18 protein-coding genes are annotated in these 24,803 nt (G+C 60.1%); 6 read left to right on the top strand and 12 right to left on the bottom strand.

All coding sequences use genetic code 11. The features are described 5' to 3' along the window. Positions 1-27: 27 nt before the first annotated feature. Both sthA and J3P81_RS09105 read right to left on the bottom strand, forming a co-directional pair. Positions 28-1,422 (bottom strand): Si-specific NAD(P)(+) transhydrogenase, encoded by a 1,395-nt coding sequence (gene sthA / locus J3P81_RS09110; protein ID WP_304553302.1) that lies wholly within the window; start codon positions 1,420-1,422, stop codon positions 28-30. Positions 1,423-1,837: 415 nt separating this feature from the next. Next, positions 1,838-2,824: an FAD:protein FMN transferase gene (locus tag J3P81_RS09105; protein ID WP_434564092.1), complete on the bottom strand. Its 987-nt coding sequence runs from the start codon at positions 2,822-2,824 to the stop codon at positions 1,838-1,840. 227 nt (positions 2,825-3,051) lie between these two features. Between J3P81_RS09105 and J3P81_RS09100 the strand changes: the two genes are divergently transcribed. Beyond that, the gene (locus tag J3P81_RS09100; RefSeq protein ID WP_420764672.1) at positions 3,052-4,350 is read left to right on the top strand and encodes an MFS transporter; all 1,299 of its coding nucleotides are present in this window, start codon (positions 3,052-3,054) and stop codon (positions 4,348-4,350) included. A gap of 59 nt (positions 4,351-4,409) precedes the next feature. Here J3P81_RS09100 and J3P81_RS09095 read toward each other — a convergent pair whose 3' ends face one another. Beyond that, positions 4,410-5,873 carry a glyceraldehyde-3-phosphate dehydrogenase gene (locus J3P81_RS09095; RefSeq protein ID WP_420764673.1) on the bottom strand — a complete coding sequence of 488 codons (1,464 nt, stop codon included), beginning with the start codon at positions 5,871-5,873 and terminating at the stop codon, positions 4,410-4,412. Between the two features lie 168 nt (positions 5,874-6,041). Between J3P81_RS09095 and mfd the strand changes: the two genes are divergently transcribed. The 3 genes from mfd to J3P81_RS09080 are packed head-to-tail and all read left to right on the top strand — an operon-like array spanning position 6,042 to position 12,773. After that, positions 6,042-9,491 (top strand): transcription-repair coupling factor, encoded by a 3,450-nt coding sequence (gene mfd, locus J3P81_RS09090; protein ID WP_434563284.1) that lies wholly within the window; start codon positions 6,042-6,044, stop codon positions 9,489-9,491. A gap of 10 nt (positions 9,492-9,501) precedes the next feature. Then, positions 9,502-10,068 (top strand): CsiV family protein, encoded by a 567-nt coding sequence (locus tag J3P81_RS09085; protein ID WP_420764675.1) that lies wholly within the window; start codon positions 9,502-9,504, stop codon positions 10,066-10,068. 11 nt (positions 10,069-10,079) lie between these two features. Continuing rightward, a complete protein-coding gene (locus J3P81_RS09080; RefSeq protein ID WP_434563282.1) occupies positions 10,080-12,773 on the top strand; it encodes a DEAD/DEAH box helicase in 2,694 nt (897 codons plus the stop codon). 66 nt (positions 12,774-12,839) lie between these two features. On the opposite strand, the gene J3P81_RS09075 is transcribed toward J3P81_RS09080, so the two are convergent. The 3 genes from J3P81_RS09075 to J3P81_RS09065 form a co-directional block, all read right to left on the bottom strand. Beyond that, positions 12,840-13,580: an S-methyl-5'-thioinosine phosphorylase gene (locus tag J3P81_RS09075; protein WP_434563280.1), complete on the bottom strand. Its 741-nt coding sequence runs from the start codon at positions 13,578-13,580 to the stop codon at positions 12,840-12,842. 10 nt (positions 13,581-13,590) lie between these two features. Beyond that, the gene (nagZ, locus tag J3P81_RS09070) at positions 13,591-14,601 is read right to left on the bottom strand and encodes a beta-N-acetylhexosaminidase (RefSeq protein WP_434563278.1); all 1,011 of its coding nucleotides are present in this window, start codon (positions 14,599-14,601) and stop codon (positions 13,591-13,593) included. A gap of 171 nt (positions 14,602-14,772) precedes the next feature. Next, positions 14,773-15,480, bottom strand: coding sequence for a TetR/AcrR family transcriptional regulator (locus J3P81_RS09065; protein WP_420764679.1), 708 nt, complete (start codon positions 15,478-15,480; stop codon positions 14,773-14,775). 240 nt (positions 15,481-15,720) lie between these two features. On the opposite strand from J3P81_RS09065, the gene lexA reads away from it, so the two are divergent. Then, the gene (gene lexA / locus J3P81_RS09060; protein ID WP_420764680.1) at positions 15,721-16,329 is read left to right on the top strand and encodes a transcriptional repressor LexA; all 609 of its coding nucleotides are present in this window, start codon (positions 15,721-15,723) and stop codon (positions 16,327-16,329) included. Positions 16,330-16,339: 10 nt separating this feature from the next. Next, entirely contained in the window at positions 16,340-16,813 is a 474-nt protein-coding gene (sulA, locus tag J3P81_RS09055) for an SOS-induced cell division inhibitor SulA (protein ID WP_420764681.1), read from the top strand. A gap of 67 nt (positions 16,814-16,880) precedes the next feature. Here the strand turns inward: sulA and J3P81_RS09050 are convergent, their stop codons facing one another. The 6 genes from J3P81_RS09050 to fadB form a co-directional block, all read right to left on the bottom strand. Next, positions 16,881-17,114 (bottom strand): hypothetical protein, encoded by a 234-nt coding sequence (locus J3P81_RS09050; protein ID WP_003183419.1) that lies wholly within the window; start codon positions 17,112-17,114, stop codon positions 16,881-16,883. A 92-nt stretch (positions 17,115-17,206) separates the two neighbouring features. Further along, positions 17,207-17,731, bottom strand: coding sequence for a DUF6586 family protein (locus tag J3P81_RS09045; protein ID WP_434563276.1), 525 nt, complete (start codon positions 17,729-17,731; stop codon positions 17,207-17,209). 222 nt (positions 17,732-17,953) lie between these two features. Continuing rightward, entirely contained in the window at positions 17,954-20,566 is a 2,613-nt protein-coding gene (topA, locus tag J3P81_RS09040) for a type I DNA topoisomerase (protein ID WP_420764683.1), read from the bottom strand. Positions 20,567-20,681: 115 nt separating this feature from the next. Next, positions 20,682-20,918, bottom strand: coding sequence for a DUF1653 domain-containing protein (locus tag J3P81_RS09035; protein ID WP_420764684.1), 237 nt, complete (start codon positions 20,916-20,918; stop codon positions 20,682-20,684). 108 nt (positions 20,919-21,026) lie between these two features. Beyond that, positions 21,027-22,202, bottom strand: a complete 1,176-nt coding sequence (gene fadA, locus J3P81_RS09030; RefSeq protein WP_420764685.1) for an acetyl-CoA C-acyltransferase FadA — start codon at positions 22,200-22,202, stop codon at positions 21,027-21,029. A 30-nt stretch (positions 22,203-22,232) separates the two neighbouring features. Further along, entirely contained in the window at positions 22,233-24,380 is a 2,148-nt protein-coding gene (gene fadB / locus J3P81_RS09025) for a fatty acid oxidation complex subunit alpha FadB (protein WP_420764686.1), read from the bottom strand. Positions 24,381-24,803: the final 423 nt, after the last annotated feature.

Genomic DNA, 24,803 nt, shown 5'->3' with positions numbered 1-24,803 from the left:
CCGGCTCAGGCCACCGGCCGGAGCCGCTCAAAAAAGCCGGTTGAGCCCGTCATAGGCGGCTACCCGATAGGCTTCAGCCATGGTCGGGTAGTTGAACGTGGTGTTCACGAAGTATTTCAACGTGTTCAGTTCGCCCGGCTGGTTCATGATCGCCTGGCCGATGTGAACGATCTCCGACGCCTGGTAGCCGAAGCAGTGCACGCCGAGCACTTCCAGCGTCTCGCGATGGAAGAGGATCTTCAGCATGCCTTGCGGCTCGCCGGCGATCTGTGCCCGCGCCATGCTCTTGAAAAAGGCCTTGCCCACTTCATAAGGCACCTTGGCCTGGGTCAGTTCCTGCTCGTTCTTGCCGATCGAGCTGATCTCTGGAATGGTGTAGATGCCAGTCGGTACATCGTTGACGAAGCGCCAGCTGCCGTTGTCGACAATACTGCCGGCGGCCGAACGGCCCTGGTCGTGGGCGGCACTGGCCAGGCTCGGCCATCCGATCACATCACCGGCACCGTAGATATTCGGTACGCAGGTGCGGTAGTTCTCGTCGACCTCGATCTGGCCACGGCTGTTGACCTTTACGCCAATGTTCTCCAGGCCCAGGGTGTCCGTGTTGCCGGTACGGCCGTTGCACCAGAGCAAGGCGTCGGCCTTGATCTTCTTGCCAGACTTGAGGTGCAGGATCACACCGTTGTCGACGCCTTCCACGCGGTCGTATTCCTCGTTGTGGCGCACGGTAATGTTGTTGTTGCTGAAGTGGTAGCTCAAGGCCTGGGAGATTTCCGAGTCAAGGAAGCTCAGCAACTGGCCGCGGTTGTCCACCAGCTCCACCAGCACGCCCAGGCCGCTGAAGATCGAGGCGTATTCGCAACCGATCACCCCGGCGCCGTAGACGATGAGCTTACGTGGGGTGTGACCCAGGCTCAGGATAGTGTCGCTATCGTAGATACGTGCGTGGTTGAAATCGATATCAGCCGGACGATATGGGCGCGAACCGGTGGCGATGATGATGTGCTTGGCCACCAGCTTCTCGACCACGCCATTGCCACAGACTACTTCGACAGTCTGCTCGTCGGCGAAGCTGCCAGTGCCGAAGAACACATCGACACGGTTGCGAGCGTAGTAGCCGGTACGCGAGGCCACTTGCTTGGAGATCACCTTCTCGGCGCTCTTGAGCACGTCCGGAAAGGAGAACCAGCGCGGCTCGCCGATGGCCCGGAACATCGGGTTGGTGTTGAACTGCATGATCTGCCGGACCGAGTGACGCAAGGCCTTGGACGGGATGGTACCCAAGTGGGTGCAGTTGCCGCCGACCTGCCGACGGCTGTCGACCATCGCCACTTTGCGCCCTGCCTTGGCAGCGTTCATTGCCGCGCCTTCCCCAGCAGGGCCGGAACCCAGTACTACCACGTCGTAGTTGTAGACAGCCATGCGTACTCCTCAGAACAGGCCGCGATGCCACGCTTGGCACCGACGGCTAAATCATGCCGACCGGCGGCATGAAGGAACAATTTGGGGCCGGTTCACGCGCCCGGCCACAGTCTATAGAAGCGTCAACGCCGCGCACATTACCCCTTGGTCGCGTCGTAGGCTAGGGGGCGTTCTCAATTAGTTTCCCCACCGCGTTGTGGGTAAATTAATTGAGAATGCCCCCTTTGCCTGCGCTATTTCGCCACGGGAGCCTTTCAGCACCCTGTCATTGCATGACACTGATCTCAAGTACACTTGGATCATGTGGCGAGGGAGCTTGCTCCCGCTGGGGTGCGTAGCGCCCCCTCCATTTTTGTGAGCGCTTCGCACTCAAGCGGGAGCAAGCTCCCTCGCCACGGTAATTCCACTTTAATGGTCATTGGTTTTTTCCACGGGTCATCCGTTCAAAGATGTCGTTGGTGCGGCTGACGAAACGCTCCCCATCCCGCAATACGAAAAATACCCCGACGCCATGTTCCTGGGCATAGTCCCAACCTCGTTCAGGACCGAGAATCAGCAACAGCGTCGATAGTCCATCGGCCATCATCGCCGAAGGATGAATCACCGTGACGGACGCCAGGTTGTGTAGGACCGGCGCACCAGTACGCGCATCAAAGGTGTGGGAATAACGCTTGCCGCCCTGCTCGAAGTATTTTCGGTAATCACCTGACGTTGAAATCCCGTAGCCGTTGACCTCGATGACCCGCTCCGCCACTTGCCGGTCGTCCCGTGGTTCTTCCAGAGCGATGCGCCAGGGCGAACCATCCGGCTTGCGCCCGATAGCCTTGAGTTCACCGGTGGCTTCGGCCAGGTAGCTGTCGATGCCCAGGGCCTGAAGCCTGGCGGCGATGCGGTCGACGGCGTAACCGGCCGCGATGCTGTTGAAATCGACTTCCACCGCGGCGTCCTTGCACAGTTGGTCGCGCTCAATGCGCAGATGTCTATGACCTACGCGCTGACGAGTTTCGGCCAGGGCCTCGGCGCTCGGCACCTTTTCTTCCCGGGACTGCGGACCGAACCCCCACAGGTTCAATAAAGGCTCAACCGTCAAATCGAAGGCGCCTGCGCTTTGCGAGGAGAGTTGCTCGCCCGCTCGGATCAGCTCGAGCACTGGCTCCGGCATCACTCGGCAACTATCAGCAGGCATCGTATTGAAACGCTCGATGTCCGAGTCACTGCGATAGGTGGACAACTGTCTATCTACTTCGGCCAGGATCTTTTCCACCTCGCCCTGCACCACTTTCGGACCGGGGGTAGCGACATGCCTGACGTACTGGATGGAATAGCGGCTGCCCATGGTCGGGCCGTCGAAGCGCTCCAAGGTGTCGCCGTTGCCGCAAGCGGATAACACGCCAGCAAGCATCACACCCCCTATCCATCGTCCAGTTAACAAATCTTCATCTCCCGACAAAACCGCGCCAGCCATTATGGGCTACAGACACGCGCAAAAAACCTGTGGGAGCGAGCTTGCTCGCGGCGGCGGGGGCTCATCGAGAATGCGCTACCTGACACACCGCTATTACGAGCAAGCTCGCTCCCACAGGGGCTGCAGCGTTTTCATACAAGATTTGCCAAAGTGGGTACTTAACCATGTCTTCCAACACGAGCAACGGCAAGGCGATTTTCCGCGTCGTCAGCGGCAACTTCCTCGAGATGTTCGACTTCATGGTCTACGGCTTCTACGCCACGGCCATCGCCAAGACATTTTTCCCAACAGACAGCGCCTTTGCCTCGCTGATGCTGTCCCTGGCCACGTTCGGCGCGGGATTCCTGATGCGTCCGCTGGGCGCGATTTTCCTCGGCGCCTACATCGACCGCCACGGCCGCCGCAAAGGCCTGATCATCACCCTGGCGATGATGGCCGCCGGCACGGTGCTGATCGCCTGCGTTCCGGGCTACGCCACATTGGGCGTGGCGGCACCGTTACTGGTGTTGCTGGGTCGATTGCTGCAAGGCTTTTCCGCTGGCGTGGAGCTGGGTGGGGTGTCGGTGTACCTGGCGGAAATTTCCACGCCAGGGCGCAAGGGCTTTTTCGTCAGTTGGCAGTCCGCCAGCCAACAGGCCGCGGTGGTGTTCGCCGGTCTGCTGGGGGTCGGTCTCAATCATTGGCTGAGCCCCCAGGAGATGGGCGAATGGGGCTGGCGCGTGCCGTTCCTGGTCGGCTGTCTGATCGTACCGGTCATCTTCGTGATTCGCCGCTCCCTGGAGGAGACGGCTGAATTCCAGGCCAGAAAACACCGCCCTACCCTGTCAGAAATTGTCCGCTCCATCGGTCAGAACTTCGGCATCGTATTGGCAGGCATGGCGTTGGTAGTGATGACCACAGTGTCGTTCTACCTGATCACGGCTTACACACCGACCTTCGGCAAGGCCGAATTGAACCTTTCGGACCTGGACGCGCTATTAGTCACCGTGTGCATCGGCTTGTCGAACTTCTTCTGGCTGCCCGTGATGGGCGCGTTTTCCGACAGGATCGGGCGTAAACCCCTACTGCTCGGTGCGACGATCCTGGCGATCCTGACCGCGTACCCAGCACTGTCCTGGCTGGTGGCGAACCCCAGTTTCAGCCATCTGCTGATCGTCGAGTTGTGGCTATCGTTCCTGTATGGATCCTACAACGGCGCAATGGTCGTGGCCTTGACGGAAATCATGCCAGTCGAGGTGCGTACCACTGGTTTTTCCCTGGCCTATAGCCTCGCCACCGCGACCTTCGGCGGATTTACCCCAGCGGCCTGCACCTACCTGATCCACGTGCTCGGCAACAAGGCCGCACCGGGAATCTGGCTCAGCGGCGCGGCGGTGTTGGGGTTGATTGCGACCTTGGTGCTGTTCAAGGGTAACCGGCATGAGCTGCGGACCGCCCAAGCTTCTGCCGTAGGTGGCGCCTGACAAATCCCAGGCAAAAAAACGCCCCGACAAGTCGGGGCGTTTTCACAAGCAGTTAACGCTTAGCGCGGGAATGCAGGCGGATTCACATCAGCCATGTCTTCCATCACACGAACCACCTGGCAGCTGTAACCGAACTCGTTGTCGTACCAGACGTAAAGGACAACACGGTTATCCTGGACGATGGTCGCTTCTGCGTCGACGACACCGGCGTGGCGGGAGCCAACGAAGTCGGTGGACACCACTTCCTGCGAGTTGACGAAGTCGATTTGCTTATGCAGATCGGAGTGCAGCGCCATGTAGCGCAGGTAGTCGTTCATCTCTTCGCGAGTCGCGGCTTTCTCAAGGTTCAGGTTGAGAATGGCCATCGACACGTTCGGCGTCGGCACGCGGATCGCGTTACCGGTCAGCTTGCCGGCCAGCTCAGGCAGGGCCTTGGCTGCAGCAGTGGCGGCACCGGTCTCGGTGATGACCATGTTCAGCGCGGCGCTACGACCACGGCGATCGCCCTTGTGGAAGTTGTCGATCAGGTTCTGGTCGTTGGTGTACGAGTGAACGGTTTCGACGTGACCGTTGATGATGCCGAACTTGTCGTTCACGGCCTTGAGCACCGGCACGATGGCGTTGGTGGTGCAGGACGCGGCGGACACAATCTTGTCGTCAGCGGTGATTTCGTTGTGGTTGATACCGTGAACGATGTTCTTCAGCTTGCCCTTGCCAGGCGCGGTCAGGACAACGCGGTCGATACCCGGGCACGCCAGGTGCTGGCCCAGGCCATCGGCGTCACGCCATACGCCGGTGTTGTCCACCAGCAGCGCGTCCTTGATGCCGTACTGGGTGTAATCCACCTCGGTCGGGTTCTTCGCGTAGATCACCTGGATCAGGTTGCCGTTGGCGGTGATGGTGTTGTTTTCTTCGTCGATGGTAATGGTGCCATTGAACGAACCGTGGACCGAATCGCGACGCAGCAGGCTGGCGCGCTTGGTCAGGTCGTTCTCGGCGCCTTTGCGCACGACGATGGCACGCAGGCGCAGGCCGTCGCCACCACCGGTTTTCTCGATCAGGATGCGCGCCAGCAGACGACCGATACGGCCAAAGCCGTAGAGCACGACGTCAGTGCCTTTGCGCGGCGAAGCGTTCTGTTGACCAACCACATCGGCCATCTCTTCGCGAACGAACTGCTCGGCGCTACGGCCATTGCCTTCGTTACGGAATTTGAACGCCAACTTGCCCAGGTCCACCGAAGCCGCGCCGAGCTTGAGCTCGCTCATGGCCTTGAGCAGGGGGAATGTTTCGTGGACGGAGAGTTCGCTGTCGTCGGAAGAACGGTGGCGAGCAAAGCGGTGGGCCTTGAGGATCGCGATGACAGACTGGTTGATCAGGCTGCGGCCATAGATCGAGCTCACCACATTGTTATTGCGGTAGAGCTGACCGATGAGAGGGATCATCGCTTCTGCGAGTGCTTCACGATCAATCCATTCACCAAGACACTGGTCGGGCTTCTGAGTCACGGTAACCTTCCACATGTAGGGGCTGAAAAAAGGGGCTACATTATGCCGCCGAGTCCTCTGCGGAGCAATGCGCGCCCGTCGCGCCGTGGTTTTGCGTTCTGACAGAGTAGTCCGCGACTGACAGCCGGGCACTTCCCCCGCTACAATTGTCGACTTTGTCGCAACGCTGGAGCTCAACCTTCCGTGCCCGTTCTGCGTCTTCCGCTTCTCCCTGCCGCGGCAGGTAAACAGCACTGGGGCAACCTGCCCGGTGCCGCCCTGAGCCTGGCTATCGCCGAGGCCGCCAGCGCTGCAAAGCGCTTCACCCTGTTGTTGACCGCCGACAGCCAGAGCGCCGAGCGGCTGGAACAGGAGCTGGGTTTCTTCGCCCCGGATTTGCCAGTGCTGCATTTCCCGGATTGGGAAACCCTGCCCTACGACCTTTTTTCGCCGCACCAGGACATCATTTCCCAGCGCATCGCCAGCCTCTACCGGCTGCCGGAGCTCAGTCATGGCGTTTTGGTAGTGCCGATCACCACAGCCCTACATCGCCTCGCACCGACTCAGTTCCTGCTAGGCAGCAGCCTGGTGCTGGACATCGGCCAGAAGCTTGACGTCGAGCAGATGCGCAGCCGGCTCGAGGCCAGTGGCTATCGCTACGTCGATACCGTTTACGAGCACGGTGAGTTCGCGGTCCGTGGCGCCCTGATCGACCTCTTCCCGATGGGCAGCAAATTGCCCTATCGCATCGACCTGTTCGATGACGAAATCGAGACCCTGCGCACTTTCGATCCGGAAAACCAGCGTTCCATCGACAAGGTCCAATCGATCCGCCTGTTGCCCGCCAAGGAATTCCCGCTGCAAAAAGACGCGGTCACCCGGTTCAAAGCGCGTTTTCGCGAGCGTTTCGACGTGGACTTCCGCCGTTGCCCGATCTTCCAGGACCTGAGCAGCGGAATCACGCCGGCCGGCATCGAGTATTACTTGCCGCTGTTCTTCGAAGAAACGTCCACGCTGTTCGATTATCTGCCCCAGGACACCCAGGTGTTTTCCCTTCCGGGCATCGAGCAGGCGGCGGAAAACTTCTGGAACGATGTACGTAATCGCTACGAAGAACGTCGCGTCGATCCGTCTCGCCCTTTGTTGCCGCCTGCCGAGCTGTTCTTGCCGGTGGAAGACTGCTTCGCCCGCCTCAAGAGTTGGCCCCGTGTGGTGGCGAGCCAGCAGGACGTGGAAACCGGCGCCGGGCGTGAACGCTTCCCTGCCAAGCCTTTGCCGGACCTGGCAATCGAAGCCAAGGCCACGCAACCGCTGGCGGCCCTGGCCGGTTTCCTCGACGGTTTCCCTGGCCGTGTGCTGTTTACCGCCGAGTCCGCGGGCCGCCGCGAAGTGTTGCTGGAGCTGCTCGAACGCCTGAAGTTGCGTCCGAAGACCGTCGACAGCTGGCCTGACTTTGTCGCGGGCAAGGATCGCCTGGCGATCACCATCGCACCGCTTAACGACGGCTTGATCCTTGACGATCCGGCCTTGGCGCTGGTGGCTGAAAGCCCATTGTTCGGCCAGCGTGTCATGCAGCGTCGTCGTCGCGAAAAACGCGCCGACGCAGCCAACGACGCAGTCATCAAGAACCTCACGGAACTACGTGAAGGCGCGCCGGTGGTGCATATCGACCACGGCGTGGGCCGCTACCTGGGCTTGGCGACCCTGGAGATCGAAAACCAGGCCGCCGAATTCCTGACCCTCGAATACGCCGAGGGCGCGAAACTGTACGTGCCGGTGGCCAACCTGCACCTCATCGCCCGCTACACGGGCAGCGACGACGCCTTGGCCCCGCTCCATCGCCTGGGCTCGGAAACCTGGCAGAAAGCCAAGCGCAAGGCCGCCGAACAGGTGCGCGACGTGGCAGCGGAATTGCTGGATATCTATGCTCGCCGGGCCGCACGCGAGGGTTATGCATTCGCAGATCCGAAAGCCGACTATGAAACCTTCAGCGCCGGCTTCCCCTTCGAAGAAACCGTCGACCAGCAGACCACCATCGAAGCCGTGCGCGCCGACATGCTCGCGCCCAAGCCCATGGACCGGCTGGTGTGTGGCGACGTGGGTTTCGGCAAGACCGAAGTGGCGATGCGTGCTGCGTTCATTGCCGTGCATGGCGGCAAGCAGGTGGCGATCCTGGTGCCGACTACCCTGCTCGCCCAACAGCATTACAACAGTTTCCGCGACCGCTTCGCCGATTGGCCGGTGACCGTGGAAGTGATGAGCCGCTTCAAATCCGCCAAGGAAGTAAACGCCGCCGTGGCCGACCTGGCCGAAGGCAAGATCGACATCGTCATCGGCACGCACAAGCTGCTGCAGGACGATGTGAAGATCAAGAACCTCGGGCTGGTGATCATCGATGAAGAGCACCGTTTTGGCGTACGCCAGAAAGAACAGCTCAAGGCCCTGCGCAGCGAAGTCGACATCCTGACCCTGACCGCCACGCCGATCCCGCGCACATTGAACATGGCCGTTTCAGGCATGCGCGACCTGTCGATCATCGCCACGCCGCCGGCCCGGCGCCTGTCGGTGCGCACATTCGTCATGGAGCAGAACAAGAGCACGGTCAAGGAGGCCTTGCTACGCGAGCTGCTGCGCGGCGGCCAGGTCTATTACCTGCACAACGACGTGAAGACCATCGAGAAATGCGCCGCCGACCTGGCCGAGTTGGTGCCGGAAGCACGCATCGGCATCGGCCACGGACAAATGCGTGAACGCGAGCTCGAACAGGTGATGAGCGACTTCTACCACAAGCGCTTCAACGTGCTGATCGCCTCGACCATCATCGAAACCGGCATCGACGTACCAAGCGCCAACACGATCATCATCGAGCGCGCCGACAAATTCGGCCTGGCCCAGTTGCACCAATTGCGTGGCCGGGTCGGACGCAGTCACCACCAGGCCTACGCCTACCTGCTGACACCGCCGCGCCAGCAGATCACCCCGGACGCGGAAAAACGCCTGGAAGCCATTGCCAACACCCAGGACCTGGGCGCCGGCTTCGTACTGGCCACCAATGATCTTGAAATCCGTGGCGCTGGCGAGTTGCTTGGCGATGGCCAGAGCGGGCAGATCCAGGCAGTGGGTTTCACCCTGTACATGGAAATGCTTGAACGGGCGGTCAAGTCGATCCGCAAGGGCGAGCAACCGAACCTCGACCAGCCCCTCGGAGGCGGCCCGGAAATCAACCTGCGGGTGCCAGCGCTGATCCCCGAGGATTACCTGCCGGATGTTCATGCACGCCTGATCCTCTACAAACGCATCGCCTCGGCCACCGACGAGGAAGGCCTGAAGGACCTGCAAGTGGAGATGATCGACCGCTTCGGCCTGCTTCCGGAGCCGACCAAGAACCTGGTACGCACAACACTGCTCAAGCTCAAGGCCGAGCAATTGGGCATCAAGAAAGTCGACGGCGGCCCCAACGGCGGCCGGATCGAGTTCGAGGCGCAGACCCCGGTTGATCCGCTGGTCCTGATCAAGCTGATCCAGGGCCAGCCCAAACGCTACAAATTCGAAGGCGCCACGATGTTCAAGTTCATGGTGCCCATGGAACGCCCGGAAGAGCGCTTCAATACCGTAGAGGCGCTGTTCGAGCGCCTCAATCCGACCACTGCTTGAAGGACGCCCAATGCGCCTGTTTCGCTCCTTGACGTTGTTGATGACGCTGATCGCTCCCCTGGCGGTTGCCGACGACTTGTACCAGGTTGAAATGATTCTGGTCCGCCAGAATGCCGAGCCGGCCATTATCAGCCGCGCCGCGCCGGAGGACTGGGACGCCGGCGCACAACGCCTGGGCGCGGACAGCCAGCGCACGCCGGCGATGGGCAACATCGTCGAGAAACTCAACGCCAGCGGTCAATACACCGTGCTGATGCACAAGGCCTGGCAACAGAACCTGGGCGAACAGGGCAGCAAGATTGCCGTCAGTGATGGCGCCGAGCAGTTCGGCCAGTTTCCCATCGAGGGCACCCTGGAACTGAAACTGGGCCGTTTCACTGACGTAGACGCCGACTTCTGGATCAACCAGATCGACGCCAATGGGCTGGTCACGGCCAGCGAGCGCTTGAAACAACAGAGCCATACCAAGAACGGCCAGCTGAACTTCCTCGATAACGGCCACCTTGGCTTGTTGATCAAGATCACCTCGTTGACTGCGCCTGCGCCTCGGCAGGCACCTGACGTCATTCCAGACTGATCGGCGCGCCCATGCCCTCGCCCCTGAGCAAACCGCTGGCACCTTCCTGGGTCAATCGATTCAAGGAACAAAGCCTGGAGCGTGGGCGCCGATACGCGCTGGAAAACCGCGTGAGGGTCGTCGAGGCCGGCGACAGCACCATCATCGCCAGCTGCGAAGGCTCGGGCGGCAGCGTCTACCGTCAGACCATTCGCCTCAAGGAGTCAGCCAAAGGCACATTGATCCTGCTAGACGCCGCGTGCTCCTGCCCGGTGCGCATCAATTGCAAGCATTGCGCAGCGGTGCTGCTGCAAGTTCAGGAAACCCTGGCCTACCCGGCCGCCGAAAAAGACGCGCAATTGCTGGAAAAGCTCCAGGCAGTGCTGGACAACCGCAGCCCCAAGGCCCCGCCGCAAGTCCTGGTGGAAAACGTGCAGCCGGTGCCACGGCTTTGGCTGGCAAGTGTCGAGTTCAGCGCCTTCGAGCCGCGCAACGGCAAGATGCAGCGTTATATCCAGCACCGCGCCGCCTTGTCCTTCAGTTATCTGGACGAGTACGTCAGCGGCCAGCGCAACACCGACGTACTGATTCGCCAGGAAACCCAGACGCTGCGGATAAAACGCCAGATCGAAGTGGAACAGTCCTACCGCGAGCAGTTGCGAATTCTTGGATTCAAGGTTGCGACCCGACAAAGCAAGGCTCTACCGGAGAGCGCTGGCGAACTGTACGAAATGGTCAACGACAGCGCCTGGCTGACCTTTACCCTTAATGACCTGCCAAAGCTGCGCACCCAGGGTTGGGAATTGCAGATTGATGAAGACTTCGGCTTCGACCTGACGGCGGTGGATGAGTGGTACGCCACGGTCGATGAGACTCCGGAGCGTGACTGGTTCGACCTGGAGCTGGGCATCATCGTCAACGGCGAGCGACTGAGCCTGCTGCCTATCCTGTTGAACCTGATGCGCTCGCATATCGAGCTATTCAACCCGGAACGACTGGCCAGGCGCCGCGATGACGAACTTATCCTGGTTAACTTGCCGCACCGGCCCAACTCGGAATTCGGCCCTCAGCAAGTTGCCCTGCCGTACGGGCGGTTGAAGCCCGTGCTGGCGACCCTCGGCGAGTTCTACCTGCAAGAGCCCGGCACCACCAAACTGCGCCTCAACAGCGCCGATGCCCTGCGCCTGAACCCATTGCAGGACATGCCGCTGCGCTGGGAAGGTGGCGAGCACATACGCAGCCTGGCCCAACGCCTGCGGGACATTAAGGACTACACCGCCACCGCCCCGCAGGGCTTGAACGCCACGCTGCGACCCTACCAGCTCGAAGGTTTGAGCTGGATGCAATCGCTACGACAGCTGGAAGTAGGCGGGATTCTCGCGGACGACATGGGACTGGGCAAAACCCTACAGACCCTGGCGCACATTCTCAGCGAAAAAAACGCTGGGCGCCTGGACCGACCGTGCATGGTGGTGATGCCGACGAGCCTGATTCCCAACTGGCTCGACGAAGCCTCGCATTTCACTCCGCAGCTCAAGGTACTGGCGCTGTACGGTGCCGGGCGCAAGAAACACTTCGAGCGCCTGGCCGATTACGACTTGATCCTGACTACCTATGCGCTGCTTCCCAAGGATGTCGAACGCCTCAAGGCGCAGCCGCTGCATGTACTGATCCTGGATGAAGCCCAGTACATCAAGAACCCCACCAGCAAAGCCGCCCAAGCCGCCCGGGAACTCGATGCCAAGCAACGGTTGTGCCTGTCCGGTACACCACTGGAAAACCACCTTGGTGAACTCTGGTCACTGTTTCACTTCCTGCTGCCGGGCTGGCTTGGCGACGTCAAGAGCTTCAATCGCGACTACCGCGTACCGATCGAAAAGCGCGGCAGCGACGTACGATTGCAACACCTGAACGGTCGGATAAAACCATTCTTGCTGCGCCGTACCAAAGAGCAAGTGGCGACGGAGCTGCCACCCAAGACCGAAATCATCCATTGGGTGGAACTCAGCGACGCCCAGCGGGATGTCTACGAGACGATGCGCCTGGCGATGGACAAGAAGGTGCGCGACGAGATCACCCGCAAAGGCGTGGCGCGCAGCCAAATCATCATCCTGGAAGCGCTGCTCAAGCTGCGCCAGGTGTGCTGCGATTTGCGCCTGATCAGTGATGCCACCCTGCCCACCCGCGGCAGCACCTCGGGCAAGCTCGACAGCCTGATGGAAATGCTTGAGGAATTGTTCGAAGAAGGTCGGCGGGTGCTGCTGTTTTCACAGTTCACCTCCATGTTGGCGCTGATTGAAGATGAACTGAAAAAACGCGGCGTGGATTACGCCATCCTCACCGGCCAGACCCGAGACCGACGCACGCCAGTGAAGGAATTCCAAAGCGGCAAGCGTCAGATCTTTCTGATCAGCCTGAAGGCCGGCGGCGTGGGCCTGAACCTGACAGAAGCGGACACGGTGATTCACTACGATCCTTGGTGGAACCCCGCCACTGAAAACCAGGCGACCGACCGCGCCTATCGCATTGGCCAGGAAAAACCGGTGTTCGTGTACAAACTGATTGCCCGCGGCACGGTGGAAGAAAAGATCCAGCTGCTGCAAAAAGAAAAGTCCGACCTGGCGGCCGGCGTGCTGGATGGGCGTGTGACTGGGGATTGGAAACTGCAGAACGAAGACATCGAGGCGCTATTTGCGCCGCTGCCGGACAAGCTGGAGAAGCGCTGAAACTCCTTGATTGTGGGAGCGAGCAGGCTCGCTCCCACAAGATCATTCTCCAATAAACCGGACTTTCTAGCCCGCCATCAACACCCGCGCCAGGGTCGACTTCACTTTACCCATTCCGTCATGCAGGGCCTGCTCGATTTCCGCCATGGTAATCACCGCAGTGGATTTGCCCGCCGCCGGGTTCACCACCAGCGCCAGGCAGGCGTAGTCCAGTTCCAGCTCACGGGCCAGCGCCGCCTCCGGCATGCCCGTCATGCCGACGATATCGCAGCCATCGCGCTCCAGGCGTGCGATTTCGGCCACGGTTTCCAGGCGCGGCCCCTGCGTGCAGGCATAGACACCGTGACTGCTATAGCCGCAGCCTTCGGCAGCCAGGGCCGCAATCAATTGCTGGCGCAGCGATTCCGTGTAGGGGTAGCTGAAATCAATGTGGGTCACCGCCTCCAGGTCATCGGCGAAATACGTATGCTGGCGACCGCTGGTGTAATCGATCAACTGGTGGGGCACGCAAAAATGACCGGTGCCCATCGCGGCGTGGATCCCGCCGACGGCGTTGACCGCCAGGACCGCCTCGGCGCCCGCCTGCTTCAGCGCCCAGAGATTGGCGCGATAGTTGACCTGATGCGGCGGGAAACGGTGGGGATGGCCATGGCGTGCCAGAAACAACACCTCACGCCCGGCGTATTCGCCGATCTGCACCTCGGCTGATGGCGCGCCGTAGGGCGTCTCCACCGCCAGGGATTGGCTAATGGTCAGGCCTTCCAGCTGGGTCAGGCCGGTGCCGCCGATAATTGCGTAAACAGTCATCGAAACATCCTTAATCAATCAGTTGAGCGGCTTTCAACGCGCCGATCGCTGTCAACCAGCGCGGATCCTGACGGTACTCGGTACTGGCGAAGGCCTGGCCGCGCATACGGGCAATCCGCGCCGACGGCGTGACCTTCAGGCGCTGGGCAGCGCTCAAGGCGAGCTCGGCGGCCGCGCGGTCGTTGCAGACCAGCCCCATGTCGCAGCCCGCGGCCAAGGCAGCCTCGATCCGACTGGCGGCATCGCCGACCACGTGGGCGCCGGCCATCGAAAGATCATCGCTGAAGATCACGCCATCAAACTGCAACTCGCCGCGCAGGACCTCTTGCAGCCAACGACGGGAGAACCCTGCCGGGCTGGCATCCACCTGGGGATAAATGACATGGGCGGGCATGACGGCCGCCAGCTTCTTGCTCAGCTTGGCAAACGGTACCAGGTCGCAGGCTCGGATCTGTTCGAGACTGCGTTCGTCAGTAGGAATGGCGACATGGGAGTCTGCCTCGGCCCAGCCATGCCCCGGAAAATGCTTGCCTGTGGCCGCCATTCCCGCGGCGTTCATGCCACGGATAAACGCACCTGCCAGCAGTGTGGCGCGCTCGGGGTCGCCTTCGAAGGCACGACTTCCTACCACCGCGCTGCGTTGGTAATCGAGGTCCAGCACGGGGGCGAAACTCAAATCGAGGCCGACCGCCAGCACTTCGGTGGCCATGATCCAGCCGCACTGCTCGGCCAAGTACTCGGCGTTCGGGTTATCGGCTATGGCCCGCATCGCCGGCAGACGCACGAAGCCTTGGCGCAGGCGTTGCACCCGGCCGCCCTCCTGGTCAACCGCCAACAACAGATCGGGGCGAATGGCCCGGATCGAGGCGCTCAGCTCGCGCACCTGGCGGGGATGCTCGATATTGCGGGCAAAAATGATCAGTCCACCCACTTCGGGCTGACGCAACAGATGGCGATCTTCAGCCGTCAGCCAGGTTCCGGCGACGTCCACCATCAACGAGCCTTGAAGGGCACCAGTCATAACAGTTCCTTTTAATAACGAGGGACGCGCGCGATGCTGCATCCGCCCCGGCACCGCCAGGCTGAAGGGCCGGCAGACCGCGCGGGCGAAGAATATTGAGACGAATTCAAAAGGAGAATCGGCATGGGCGGCTAGCTTAGCGGATGTAGCCATCCGCGCCCACCCGTGTGCCTATGCCTTGGCGAGCGCCGGCGTCGATTTGCTGCGCGGACGCAGCTGCGCGGCCGCCATTGCTTCATCGGTGACGCCGCTTTCGGCGCGCATGCCCGCTGCCAGGAACGGCACCATCAGGCGCATCACCTGCTCGATCGACGTATTCACGCCGAAGTCGGTCTCGGCGATAGCCCGCAGCGCCTTGATGCCCGACATGCTGAATGCCGCGGCACCAAGCATGAAATGCACGCGCCAGAACAATTCGATAGGTGGTATGCGCGGCGCGGCTTCGTTGACCAGCAGCATGTAGCGACGGAACACCTTGCCGTACATGTCTTCGAGATAGCGCCGCAAGTGCCCTTGGCTCTGGCTGAATGCCAGGCCCAGCAAACGCATGAATATGGAGAGGTCGTTACCGCTGCGTGGCTGGACCACGAGGGCTTGTTCGACCAGGATCTCGAGCAGCTCTTCCAGAGTGGGCTTGACGTCAGGCTTGGCCTGGCGACGCTCCAGCTCGCGATCGAGGCTGATACAGAACGGCCCTAGGAAGCGCGAAAATACCGCTTGGATCAGGGCTTTTTTCGAGCCGAAGTGGTAGTTCACCGCCGCCAGGTTCACCCCGGCCTTGCTGGTAATCAGACGCAAAGAGGTTTCGGCGAAACCTTTTTCCGCGAACAATTGCTCGGCAGCATCGAGAATGCGTTCAACGGTTTCCGACTGGGCCATGGCTACTCCGCCTGACAAACACTTGTTTGAAACATACGTTTCAGCCTGGGGCTTGTCAAGCCTGCCGGGGCATTTTGCGAACGTCCGGTCAGGTATTTAACCACACCTTTGGCGAGCTGTAGCACAGTCCCTGCCAGCGGTTCCATCAACCGTCTGGCAGCCTGGCGAAAAAGGAGGATTGCCAACTGACTCGTACTGTATATAATCCCAGTCACTGTATAAAAAGACAGAGCGATCGATATGCTAAAGCTGACGCCACGCCAAGCAGAGATTCTGGCCTTCATCAAACGCTGCCTAGAAGACAACGGCTATCCGCCGACCCGTGCGGAAATCGCTCAGGAACTGGGTTTCAAATCCCCCAACGCGGCTGAAGAGCACCTCAAGGCGCTGGCCCGCAAGGGTGCAATAGAAATGACGCCCGGAGCATCCCGGGGGATTCGCATCCCCGGCTTCGAAGCCAAGGCCGACGACACCACCCTGCCTATCATCGGGCGCGTGGCCGCCGGCGCGCCTATCCTCGCCCAGCAGCACGTCGAGGAGTCTTGCAACATCAATCCTTCATTCTTTCACCCGAGGGCCGATTATCTTCTGCGCGTGCACGGTATGAGCATGAAGGACATCGGTATCTTCGATGGCGATCTCCTGGCTGTCCACACCACCCGTGAAGCCCGTAACGGCCAGGTCGTGGTGGCGCGGATCGGCGATGAAGTCACCGTCAAGCGCTTCAAGCGCGAGGGCAGCAAGGTCTGGTTGATCGCCGAGAACCCGGAATTCGCCCCCATCGAAGTGGACCTGAAAGACCAGGACCTGGTTATCGAAGGCTTGAGCGTTGGCGTCATTCGCCGCTAAAGGAGGCTTTATGCAATTTCCTCATACACCACAGCACACACAACTTCCGCTGTTCGAGGCATTCATGGCCCAACCGCTGGTTCCAGTCCTGAACGAGGTCATCGAGTCGCCCTGGAGCGTCGAACCCGAAGCCTTCAGCGAGCTGTCGTTGCGTGGTGCGGCGGGAAATTGCCTGAACCTGCTAGCGCCGATCCTGAGAGAACTGAGCCAGGACCAGGACGCTCGCTGGCTTACGCTGATCGCACCACCGGCCAGCGTAACGCAGGCCTGGTTGCGAGACGCTGGTCTCAATCGCGAGCGAATCCTGCTATTGCAGCCGCGCGGCAGCCAGAGCGCCCAGCAGTTGACCTGCGAAGCGTTGCGCCTGGGGCGCAGTCATACGGTGGTCAGCTGGCTCAATCCCTTGACCGCGACCGCGCGTCAGCAATTGATCAGCGCCGCGCGCACCGGCGATGCACAAAGCCTGAATATTCGATTGGGATAAACGCAGGGCTTCTCCAGGACAGAGAAGCCAGACCAGTCACATTACTTCAAAAGCCGACAAACGGGGATCAATGTAGAACCCGCGGCCCCTCTTCCTTGTTGAATTCGCCTTCAACCAGGCGACCTGCCATCTGGACACCCACGCTGAGCATCGCCTTGGCGACCTCGACATGTTGGCCCTGAAGAAACACCTTGGCATCCTCGGAGAAGTTCAGGGTAACCAGCGAACCCTCGTCTTCAGCCCGGCGCAGCTCAATGCGACCATCAGGAAGTTCGACAATTTCTAGAAAGGACGTAGGCATAAAAGTCTGTTCTCCACGAAAGGCGGGGATTATATAGTCATCGGCCAAGCTTCGCTCAGGATCTTGACCAAGCGTTACCGACGGCCATCACGTCAGCATTCGTTCAAGCCGTCACGGAACCGAATCGCCAGGCTTTTGAGATTCTGACGCCAGCTCTCCAACTCTTCCCGACTCAGCTCTGGCTCTGGTTCCTGCTCGTCAAGATTGACCGCGACAATCAACGGCTGGGTAACATCACCCTTCGGTTTACGCGGGGCCCGTGGCGGCTGGAATAACGCGGCATGAGCCTCCAGCAACTTGGCCAGCCAAGTCTCGCGGTTCTGCGCCAACTCGACCATTTCCGCCAGCTCGGGAATCGCGAGGCTGTCCAGTACTTCTGGCATCAGCATCAGTTCGGCCCGTGACGCATTCGCCTGGGGCAAGCGATAGAACCCGGCAATTTCGTGGCAAAGACCCAGCAAGGCGCCGTACAAATGAAACAGCACGGATTCACGCCCAGCCTGGACCAGCGCTGGAGCATTCATGGCGCGCCCATCCTCTGCCCTGGCAAGCGCTTCGAGCGACAGGCCGGCAAAATAAATCTTCTGATTGGTACGGGTGTAGAGTTCGTGGGCCATGGCGGCATTCTCCCCAACGAAATAAAAGCGTCACGCAGGTGCGACAGTGTCGTGGATCAACCGAAGCTACTGCAAGCCAAAAACTGAAAGGCCGCATGAAAACCCAAGGGTTGTCATGCGGCCTTTTGCTTACGCGGCGTTTAGAACAACGACTGAATCGCCCAGCGGGAGCAAGCTCCCTCGCCACGAGGATCGCGCAGATTCAAATCCTTTCGCCATCAATCAGCGCTTGTCTTCAACGGTCCACTTGCCACCGTCGTAGAACGCTTTCCAACCGGTAGGCTTGCCGTCAACCTCGGTCTGCACGTATTGCTCCTTGGTCTTGCGGCTGTAGCGGATCACCGCTGGGCGGCCATCCGGATCCTTCTGCGGCGCGTCGCAGAGGAAATGATACTTCGGATCGATCTCATCCTTGTGCGGCAAGATCTCGATCACCAGCGGCGCCCGAGTCTCGCGATTCTTCGGAAACTGGCTGGCTGCCAGGAACAGGCCGGATGCACCATCACGAAGGATGTAGGTGTCGTTTACCTTCTCGCACTTGAGCTCGGGCATCTTCACCGGATCCATCTTCGGCGGCGCCGCGTCACCGCTCTTGAGCAGCTTGCGGGTGTTCTTGCAGGTCGGATTGGTGCAACCGAAGAACTTGCCGAAACGGCCGGTTTTCAGCTGCATTTCGCTGCCACACTTGTCGCATTCCAGGCTCGGACCTTCGTAGCCCTTGATGCGATAGGTGCCCTCTTCGATCTCGTAGCCGGCGCAATCAGGATTGTTACCGCAGATGTGCAGCTTGCGCTTTTCATCCAGCAGGTAAGCATCCATCGCTGTGCTGCAGATAGGGCAACGGTGTTTGCCGCGCAGCACCAGAGACTCCGACTCACCTTCGTCGTCCGCGGCGATTTCATCGCCTGGTACCAGGTTGACCGTCGCCTTGCAGCGCTCCTTGGGTGGCAGGCTGTAGCCCGAGCAACCCAGGAATACACCGGTCGACGCGGTACGGATCTGCATCGGACGCCCGCAGGTCTGGCATGGAATATCGGTCATGACCGGCTGGTTCGCCCGCATGCCGCTTTCCGGACTTTCGGCCACTTCCAGTTTTTTCTTGAAGTCGCCGTAGAACTCGTCGAGTACGTTCTTCCAGTCCCGCTCACCCTGGGCCACGTCGTCCAGGTTCTCTTCCATGCCGGCGGTGAAGCCGTAGTCCATCAGGTTCGAGAAACTCTCGGACAAGCGCTCGGTGACGATGTCCCCCATCTTTTCCGAATAGAAGCGACGGTTGTGCAGCGTCACGTAGCCGCGATCCTGGATAGTGGAAATGATCGCCGCATAGGTCGAAGGACGACCGATGCCACGTTTTTCCATTTCCTTAACCAGGCTGGCCTCGGAATACCGTGCCGGCGGCTTGGTGAAGTGCTGGGTCGGATCCAGCTTGATCAGCTTCATCACGTCGCCCTGGGCCATGTCCGGCAGGACGTCGTCGTCCCCCGGCTTGGTGATCTGCGGCATGACGCGGGTATAGCCGTCGAACTTCAGGATACGACCCTTGGCGCGCAGCTCGAAATCGCCAGCACCGACGCTGACCGTGGTCGACAGGTATTGCGCAGGTAGCATCTGGCATGCCAGGAACTGGCGCCAGATCAGCTCGTAGAGACGCTCGGCGTCGCGCTCCATGCCCGACAGCTTGCTTGGCTCGGTATTGGCGTCGGAAGGACGAATCGCTTCGTGAGCCTCCTGGGCGCCTTCCTTGCTGCTGTACACGTTCGGCGTATCCGGCAGGTATTTCTTGCCAAACTCGCTTTCTATATAAGTACGCGCCATCGCCACGGCATCGGCCGAGAGATTGGTCGAGTCGGTACGCATGTACGTGATGTAGCCCGCTTCGTACAGACGCTGGGCCATCATCATGGTCTTCTTCACACCGAAGCCCAGGCGGTTGCTCGCCGCCTGCTGCAAGGTGGACGTAATGAAGGGCGCCGACGGCTTGCTGCTGGTGGGCTTGTCTTCGCGCTTGACGATGCTGTAGCTGGAAGCCTTGAGCTTCTCCAGCGCTGCCATGGCCTGGGCTTCATTGAGCGGCTTGAAGGCTTCGCCTTTCTCGCGAGCCACTTCGAAACGCACGGTAGCGCCCTTGGCGGTACCGAGATCAGCATGGACTTCCCAATATTCTTCGGGATTGAACGCACGGATTTCCCGCTCGCGCTCCACCACCAGCTTTACCGCCACCGACTGCACACGACCGGCCGACAGGCCACGGGCGATCTTGGCCCACAACAATGGCGAGACCATGTAGCCCACGACGCGGTCAAGGAAGCGACGCGCCTGTTGGGCATTGACCCGGTCGATGTCCAGCTCGCCCGGCTGGGAGAAGGCTTCCTGGATAGCCTTCTTGGTGATTTCGTTGAACACCACGCGCTTGTAGCGGCTGTCATCCCCACCGATGGCTTCGCGCAGGTGCCAGGCGATGGCTTCCCCTTCGCGGTCCAAGTCCGTCGCGAGATAAATGGTGTCGGCGTCCTTGGCGAGCCGACGCAGTTCTTCGATGACCTTTTCCTTGCCCGGAAGGATCTCGTACTTGGCTTTCCAGCCGTGCTCCGGATCGACTCCCATGCGTGAGACCAGCTGCTTGCGCGCCTTGTCTTTCGGCGACAGCGCCGGCGCTTCACCAGCGGCCGCCTTGCCGCGCTTGGCGGCTGGCTCCTTGCTGGCGCTAGCCGAACCGCTGGTGGGCAGGTCTCGGATATGGCCGATACTCGACTTCACCACGTATTGGTTGCCCAGATACTTGTTGATGGTCTTGGCCTTAGCCGGGGATTCCACAATGACCAGCGATTTGCCCATGGATCAGAAAATTCCTGAATTCTAAAAAGTGAAAGGCGGTTGGCGCCTGACGCGGCACCGCTATATATAGTGGCTGCAAGGTGAGGTCAAGGGCGGGGTCGCCCTCACACTGGCCTCACGACTTGGAAAAGATGCTCTCCTCGACCTGCACCAAAGCAAAGCGCGGCACCTGTTCGCCGTCAACTTCGACAGACTCCTGGAACATGCTCAACGGACGCACCCAAAAGCCGTAATCGCCATACAGGGCTTGATAGAAGACCACTTCTTCCTCGGTCTCGGAATGCCGCGCAACGCTGAATACGCGGTACTGCGGACCTTTGTAATGTTGGTAGAGCCCAGGTTGTATCGGCATGCGTTGGCCCTCACTCAAATTTTTTCAAAATAAAAACAAAATCTTTCTTTACTAAACCCGAAAAACAAAAACCGGGGCACTTGGCCCCGGCTTCCATCAACGCAACGCTTAGACGCGTTCGAAGACAGTGGCGATGCCCTGGCCGAGGCCAATGCACATGGTGGACACCCCTAAAGTGCCGCCGTTCTGCTTCATGACGTTGAGCAGCGTGCCAGAGATACGCGCACCAGAGCAACCGAACGGGTGACCCAGGGCGATCGCGCCGCCGTGCAGGTTAACCTTCTCGTTCATCTTGTCGAGTACTTTCAAATCTTTCAGCACAGGCAGCGCCTGTGCGGCGAAAGCTTCGTTGAGCTCGAAGAAGTCGATATCGGAAATGCTCAGGCCCGCGCGCTTCAACGCTTTCTGCGTAGCCGGTACTGGACCATAGCCCATGATCGCCGGGTCCACACCCGCGACAGCCATCGAACGAATCACGGCCATCGGCTGGATGCCCAGGTCCTGGGCACGCTGGGCCGACATCACGATCATGCACGAGGCACCGTCGGTGATCTGCGACGAAGTACCCGCCGTCACGGTGCCGCCCTTAGGATTGAAGGCCGGCTTCAAGGTCGCCAGGCTTTCCAGGGTGGTTTCCGGACGAATGGTTTCGTCGTAGTCGAACAGTTTCAAGAAGCCGTTCTCGTCGTAGCCCTGCATCGGGATGATTTCATCCTTGAACTTGCCTTCCACCGTCGCCTTGTGGGCGAGCTGGTGGGAGCGCACGCCAAAGGCGTCCTGCTGTTCGCGGGTGATGCCATGCATCTTGCCGAGCATTTCCGCGGTCAGGCCCATCATGCCCGAGGCTTTTGCCGCGTACAGCGACATGTGCGGGTTCGGATCGACACCGTGCATCATGCTCACGTGGCCCATGTGCTCGACACCACCGACCACGAACACATCACCGTTACCGGTCATGATCGCCTGGGCGGCGGTGTGCAGCGCGCTCATGGACGAACCGCACAGGCGGCTGACCGTCTGGCCGGCAGCGGTGTGAGGGATCTGGGTCATCAGCGAAGCCATGCGGGCGATGTTCCAGCCCTGCTCCAGGGTCTGGTTCACGCAGCCCCAGATCACGTCCTCGACTTCGTTGGGGTCGACCTTGACGTTGCGTTCCAGCAGTTTGCTGATCAGGTGCGCCGACATGTCTTCGGCGCGAGTGTTGCGGTGCATGCCGCCCTTGGAGCGGCCCATCGGCGTACGACCGAAGTCGACAATCACGACGTCTCTAGGATTCAAGCTCATAAATGTTCTCTCGCTCTAGTCGTTGGGCGCTTAACCGAAGAAACGCTGGCCGTTCTTGGCCATTTCACGCAGCTTCGCGGTCGGGTGGTACAACGCGCCCAGATCAGCGTACTGGTCAGCCAGGGCAACGAACTCGGCCACACCGATCGAATCGATGTAGCGCAGCGCACCGCCACGGAATGGAGGGAAACCGATGCCGTAGACCAGACCCATGTCGGCTTCGGCGGCGGTTTCGACAATGCCGTCTTCCAGGCAACGCACGGTTTCCAGGCACAGCGGGATCATCATCCAGTTGATGATGTCCTCGTCGGTGACTTCGCGCTGCTCGTAGACGATCGGCTTGAGCACTTCCAGCACCGACGAATCGGCGACTTTCTTCTGCTTGCCGCGCTTGTCGGTCTCGTAGGCGTAGAAGCCCTTGCCGTTCTTCTGTCCCAGGCGCTTGGCTTCGTAGAGCACGTCGACGGCGGAACGACGGTCGTCTTTCATGCGGTCCGGGAAGCCTTCAGCCATGACGTCGCGACCGTGGTGGCCGGTGTCGATGCCGACCACGTCCATCAGGTACGCCGGGCCCATCGGCCAGCCGAATTTTTCCATGATCTTGTCGATGCGCACGAAGTCCACACCGGCACTGACCAGCTTGGCGAAACCGCCGAAGTACGGAAACAGCACGCGGTTGACCAAAAAGCCCGGGCAATCGTTGACGACGATCGGGTTCTTGCCCATTTTTTTGGCGTAGGCCACGGTGGTGGCAATCGCCTCCTCGCTGGATTTCTCGCCACGGATCACTTCCACCAGGGGCATCATGTGCACCGGGTTGAAGAAATGCATGCCGACGAAGTTTTCCGGACGCTTGAGGGCTTTGGCCAGCAGCGAAATGGAAATGGTCGAGGTGTTCGACGCGAGGATGGTGTCCTCTTTGACCTTGTCTTCGACTTCAGCCAGAACCGCCTGCTTGACCTTCGGGTTCTCGACAACCGCTTCGACCACCAGGTCGACGTGGCCGAAATCGCCGTAGGACAACGTCGGACGAATGCCATTGAGCACTTCGGCCATCTTCGCGGCGGTCATGCGACCTTTGTCGACGCGACCGACCAGCAGCTTGGCGGCTTCGGCCAACCCCTGCTCGATGCCGTGTTCATTGATGTCCTTCATCAGGATCGGCGTGCCCTTGGACGCCGACTGATAGGCGATGCCGCCACCCATGATGCCGGCGCCGAGCACGGCAGCCTGTTTCACGTCACGGGCAATCTCGTCGTAGGCCTTGGCCTTTTTCTTCAGCTCCTGATCATTGAGGAACAGACCGATCAGGCTCTGGGCGGCAGACGTCTTGGCCAGTTTCACGAAACCGGCGGCTTCGACTTCCAACGCTTTGTCGCGACCGAAATTCGCGGCTTTCTGGATGGTCTTGATCGCCTCGACCGGCGCCGGGTAGTTCGGGCCCGCCTGGCCGGCGACGAAACCTTTGGCGGTCTCGAAGGCCATCATCTGTTCGATGGCGTTGAGCTTGAGTTTTTCCAGCTTCGGCTGGCGCTTGGCCTTGTAGTCAAACTCGCCGCTGATGGCGCGCTTGACGGTTTCAAGGGCCGCCTCCAGAAGCTTGCCGGGTTCGACCACCGCATCCACGGCGCCGACTTTCAGCGCGTCTTCGGCACGGTTTTCCTTGCCAGCGGCAATCCACTCGATAGCGTTGTCAGCACCGATCAGGCGCGGCAGGCGCACGGTGCCGCCGAAACCCGGGTAGATGCCCAGCTTGACTTCCGGCAGGCCGATCTTGGCCGCGGTGGACATGACGCGGTAGTCCGCCGCCAGGCACATTTCCAGGCCGCCACCCAGTGCGATGCCGTTGATGGCCGCGACGGTCGGTACGTTGAGGTCTTCAAAGTCGCTGAAGATACGGTTGGCTTCGAGATTGCCAGCGATCAGTTCGGCATCGGGCAGCTTGAAGTTGTCGACGAATTCGGTGATGTCGGCGCCAACGATGAACACGTCCTTGCCACTGCTGACGATCACACCCTTGATCGACGCATCTGCCTTGATAGTGTCCACGGCCTGACGCAATTCATTCAGGGTTAGACGGTTGAACTTGTTGACGGACTCACCCTTGAGGTCGAATTTCAGTTCGACGATGCCACTTTCAAGAGCCTTAACCGTGATGGCTTTACCTTCGTAAATCATCAACTGATCTCCACGATATGGAAGCTGAACAGTACACGTTGGACGCTGGCCCCTGGCTCCACATGGACATAACCGCCGATGCTACGCCAATCCGCCAGACACACCCGTCAACGCGATAGTCGGGTTCTGTAGGAACGTTCTGAAAATACAAACGCTCAATTCATACGCCCGTTTGATTTGGGTACGTCACCTTCACGGAATTTCCGACAATTGTCAATCGCCCTAAACAGGCGTTTGAACGGGACTCCGCAGTCATTTCCGTACCGCCTGGATCCGTAACACGACCTTGCATGAGCGACCATTCATAGAATCAATCATTAGAAAAGTCGCCCTAATTCCAGGCGCACCGGATTCAACCGACTAAGCTGGTGACAATATGATTGAGTACGCGGGGAACAGGACGTTTCGAAGCACGCCCTGGAA

This window comes from Pseudomonas sp. R1-6, from assembly GCF_051132115.1.
Taxonomy (GTDB): Bacteria; Pseudomonadota; Gammaproteobacteria; order Pseudomonadales; family Pseudomonadaceae; genus Aquipseudomonas.
This window is presented reverse-complemented; position numbering and strand designations above follow the sequence as displayed.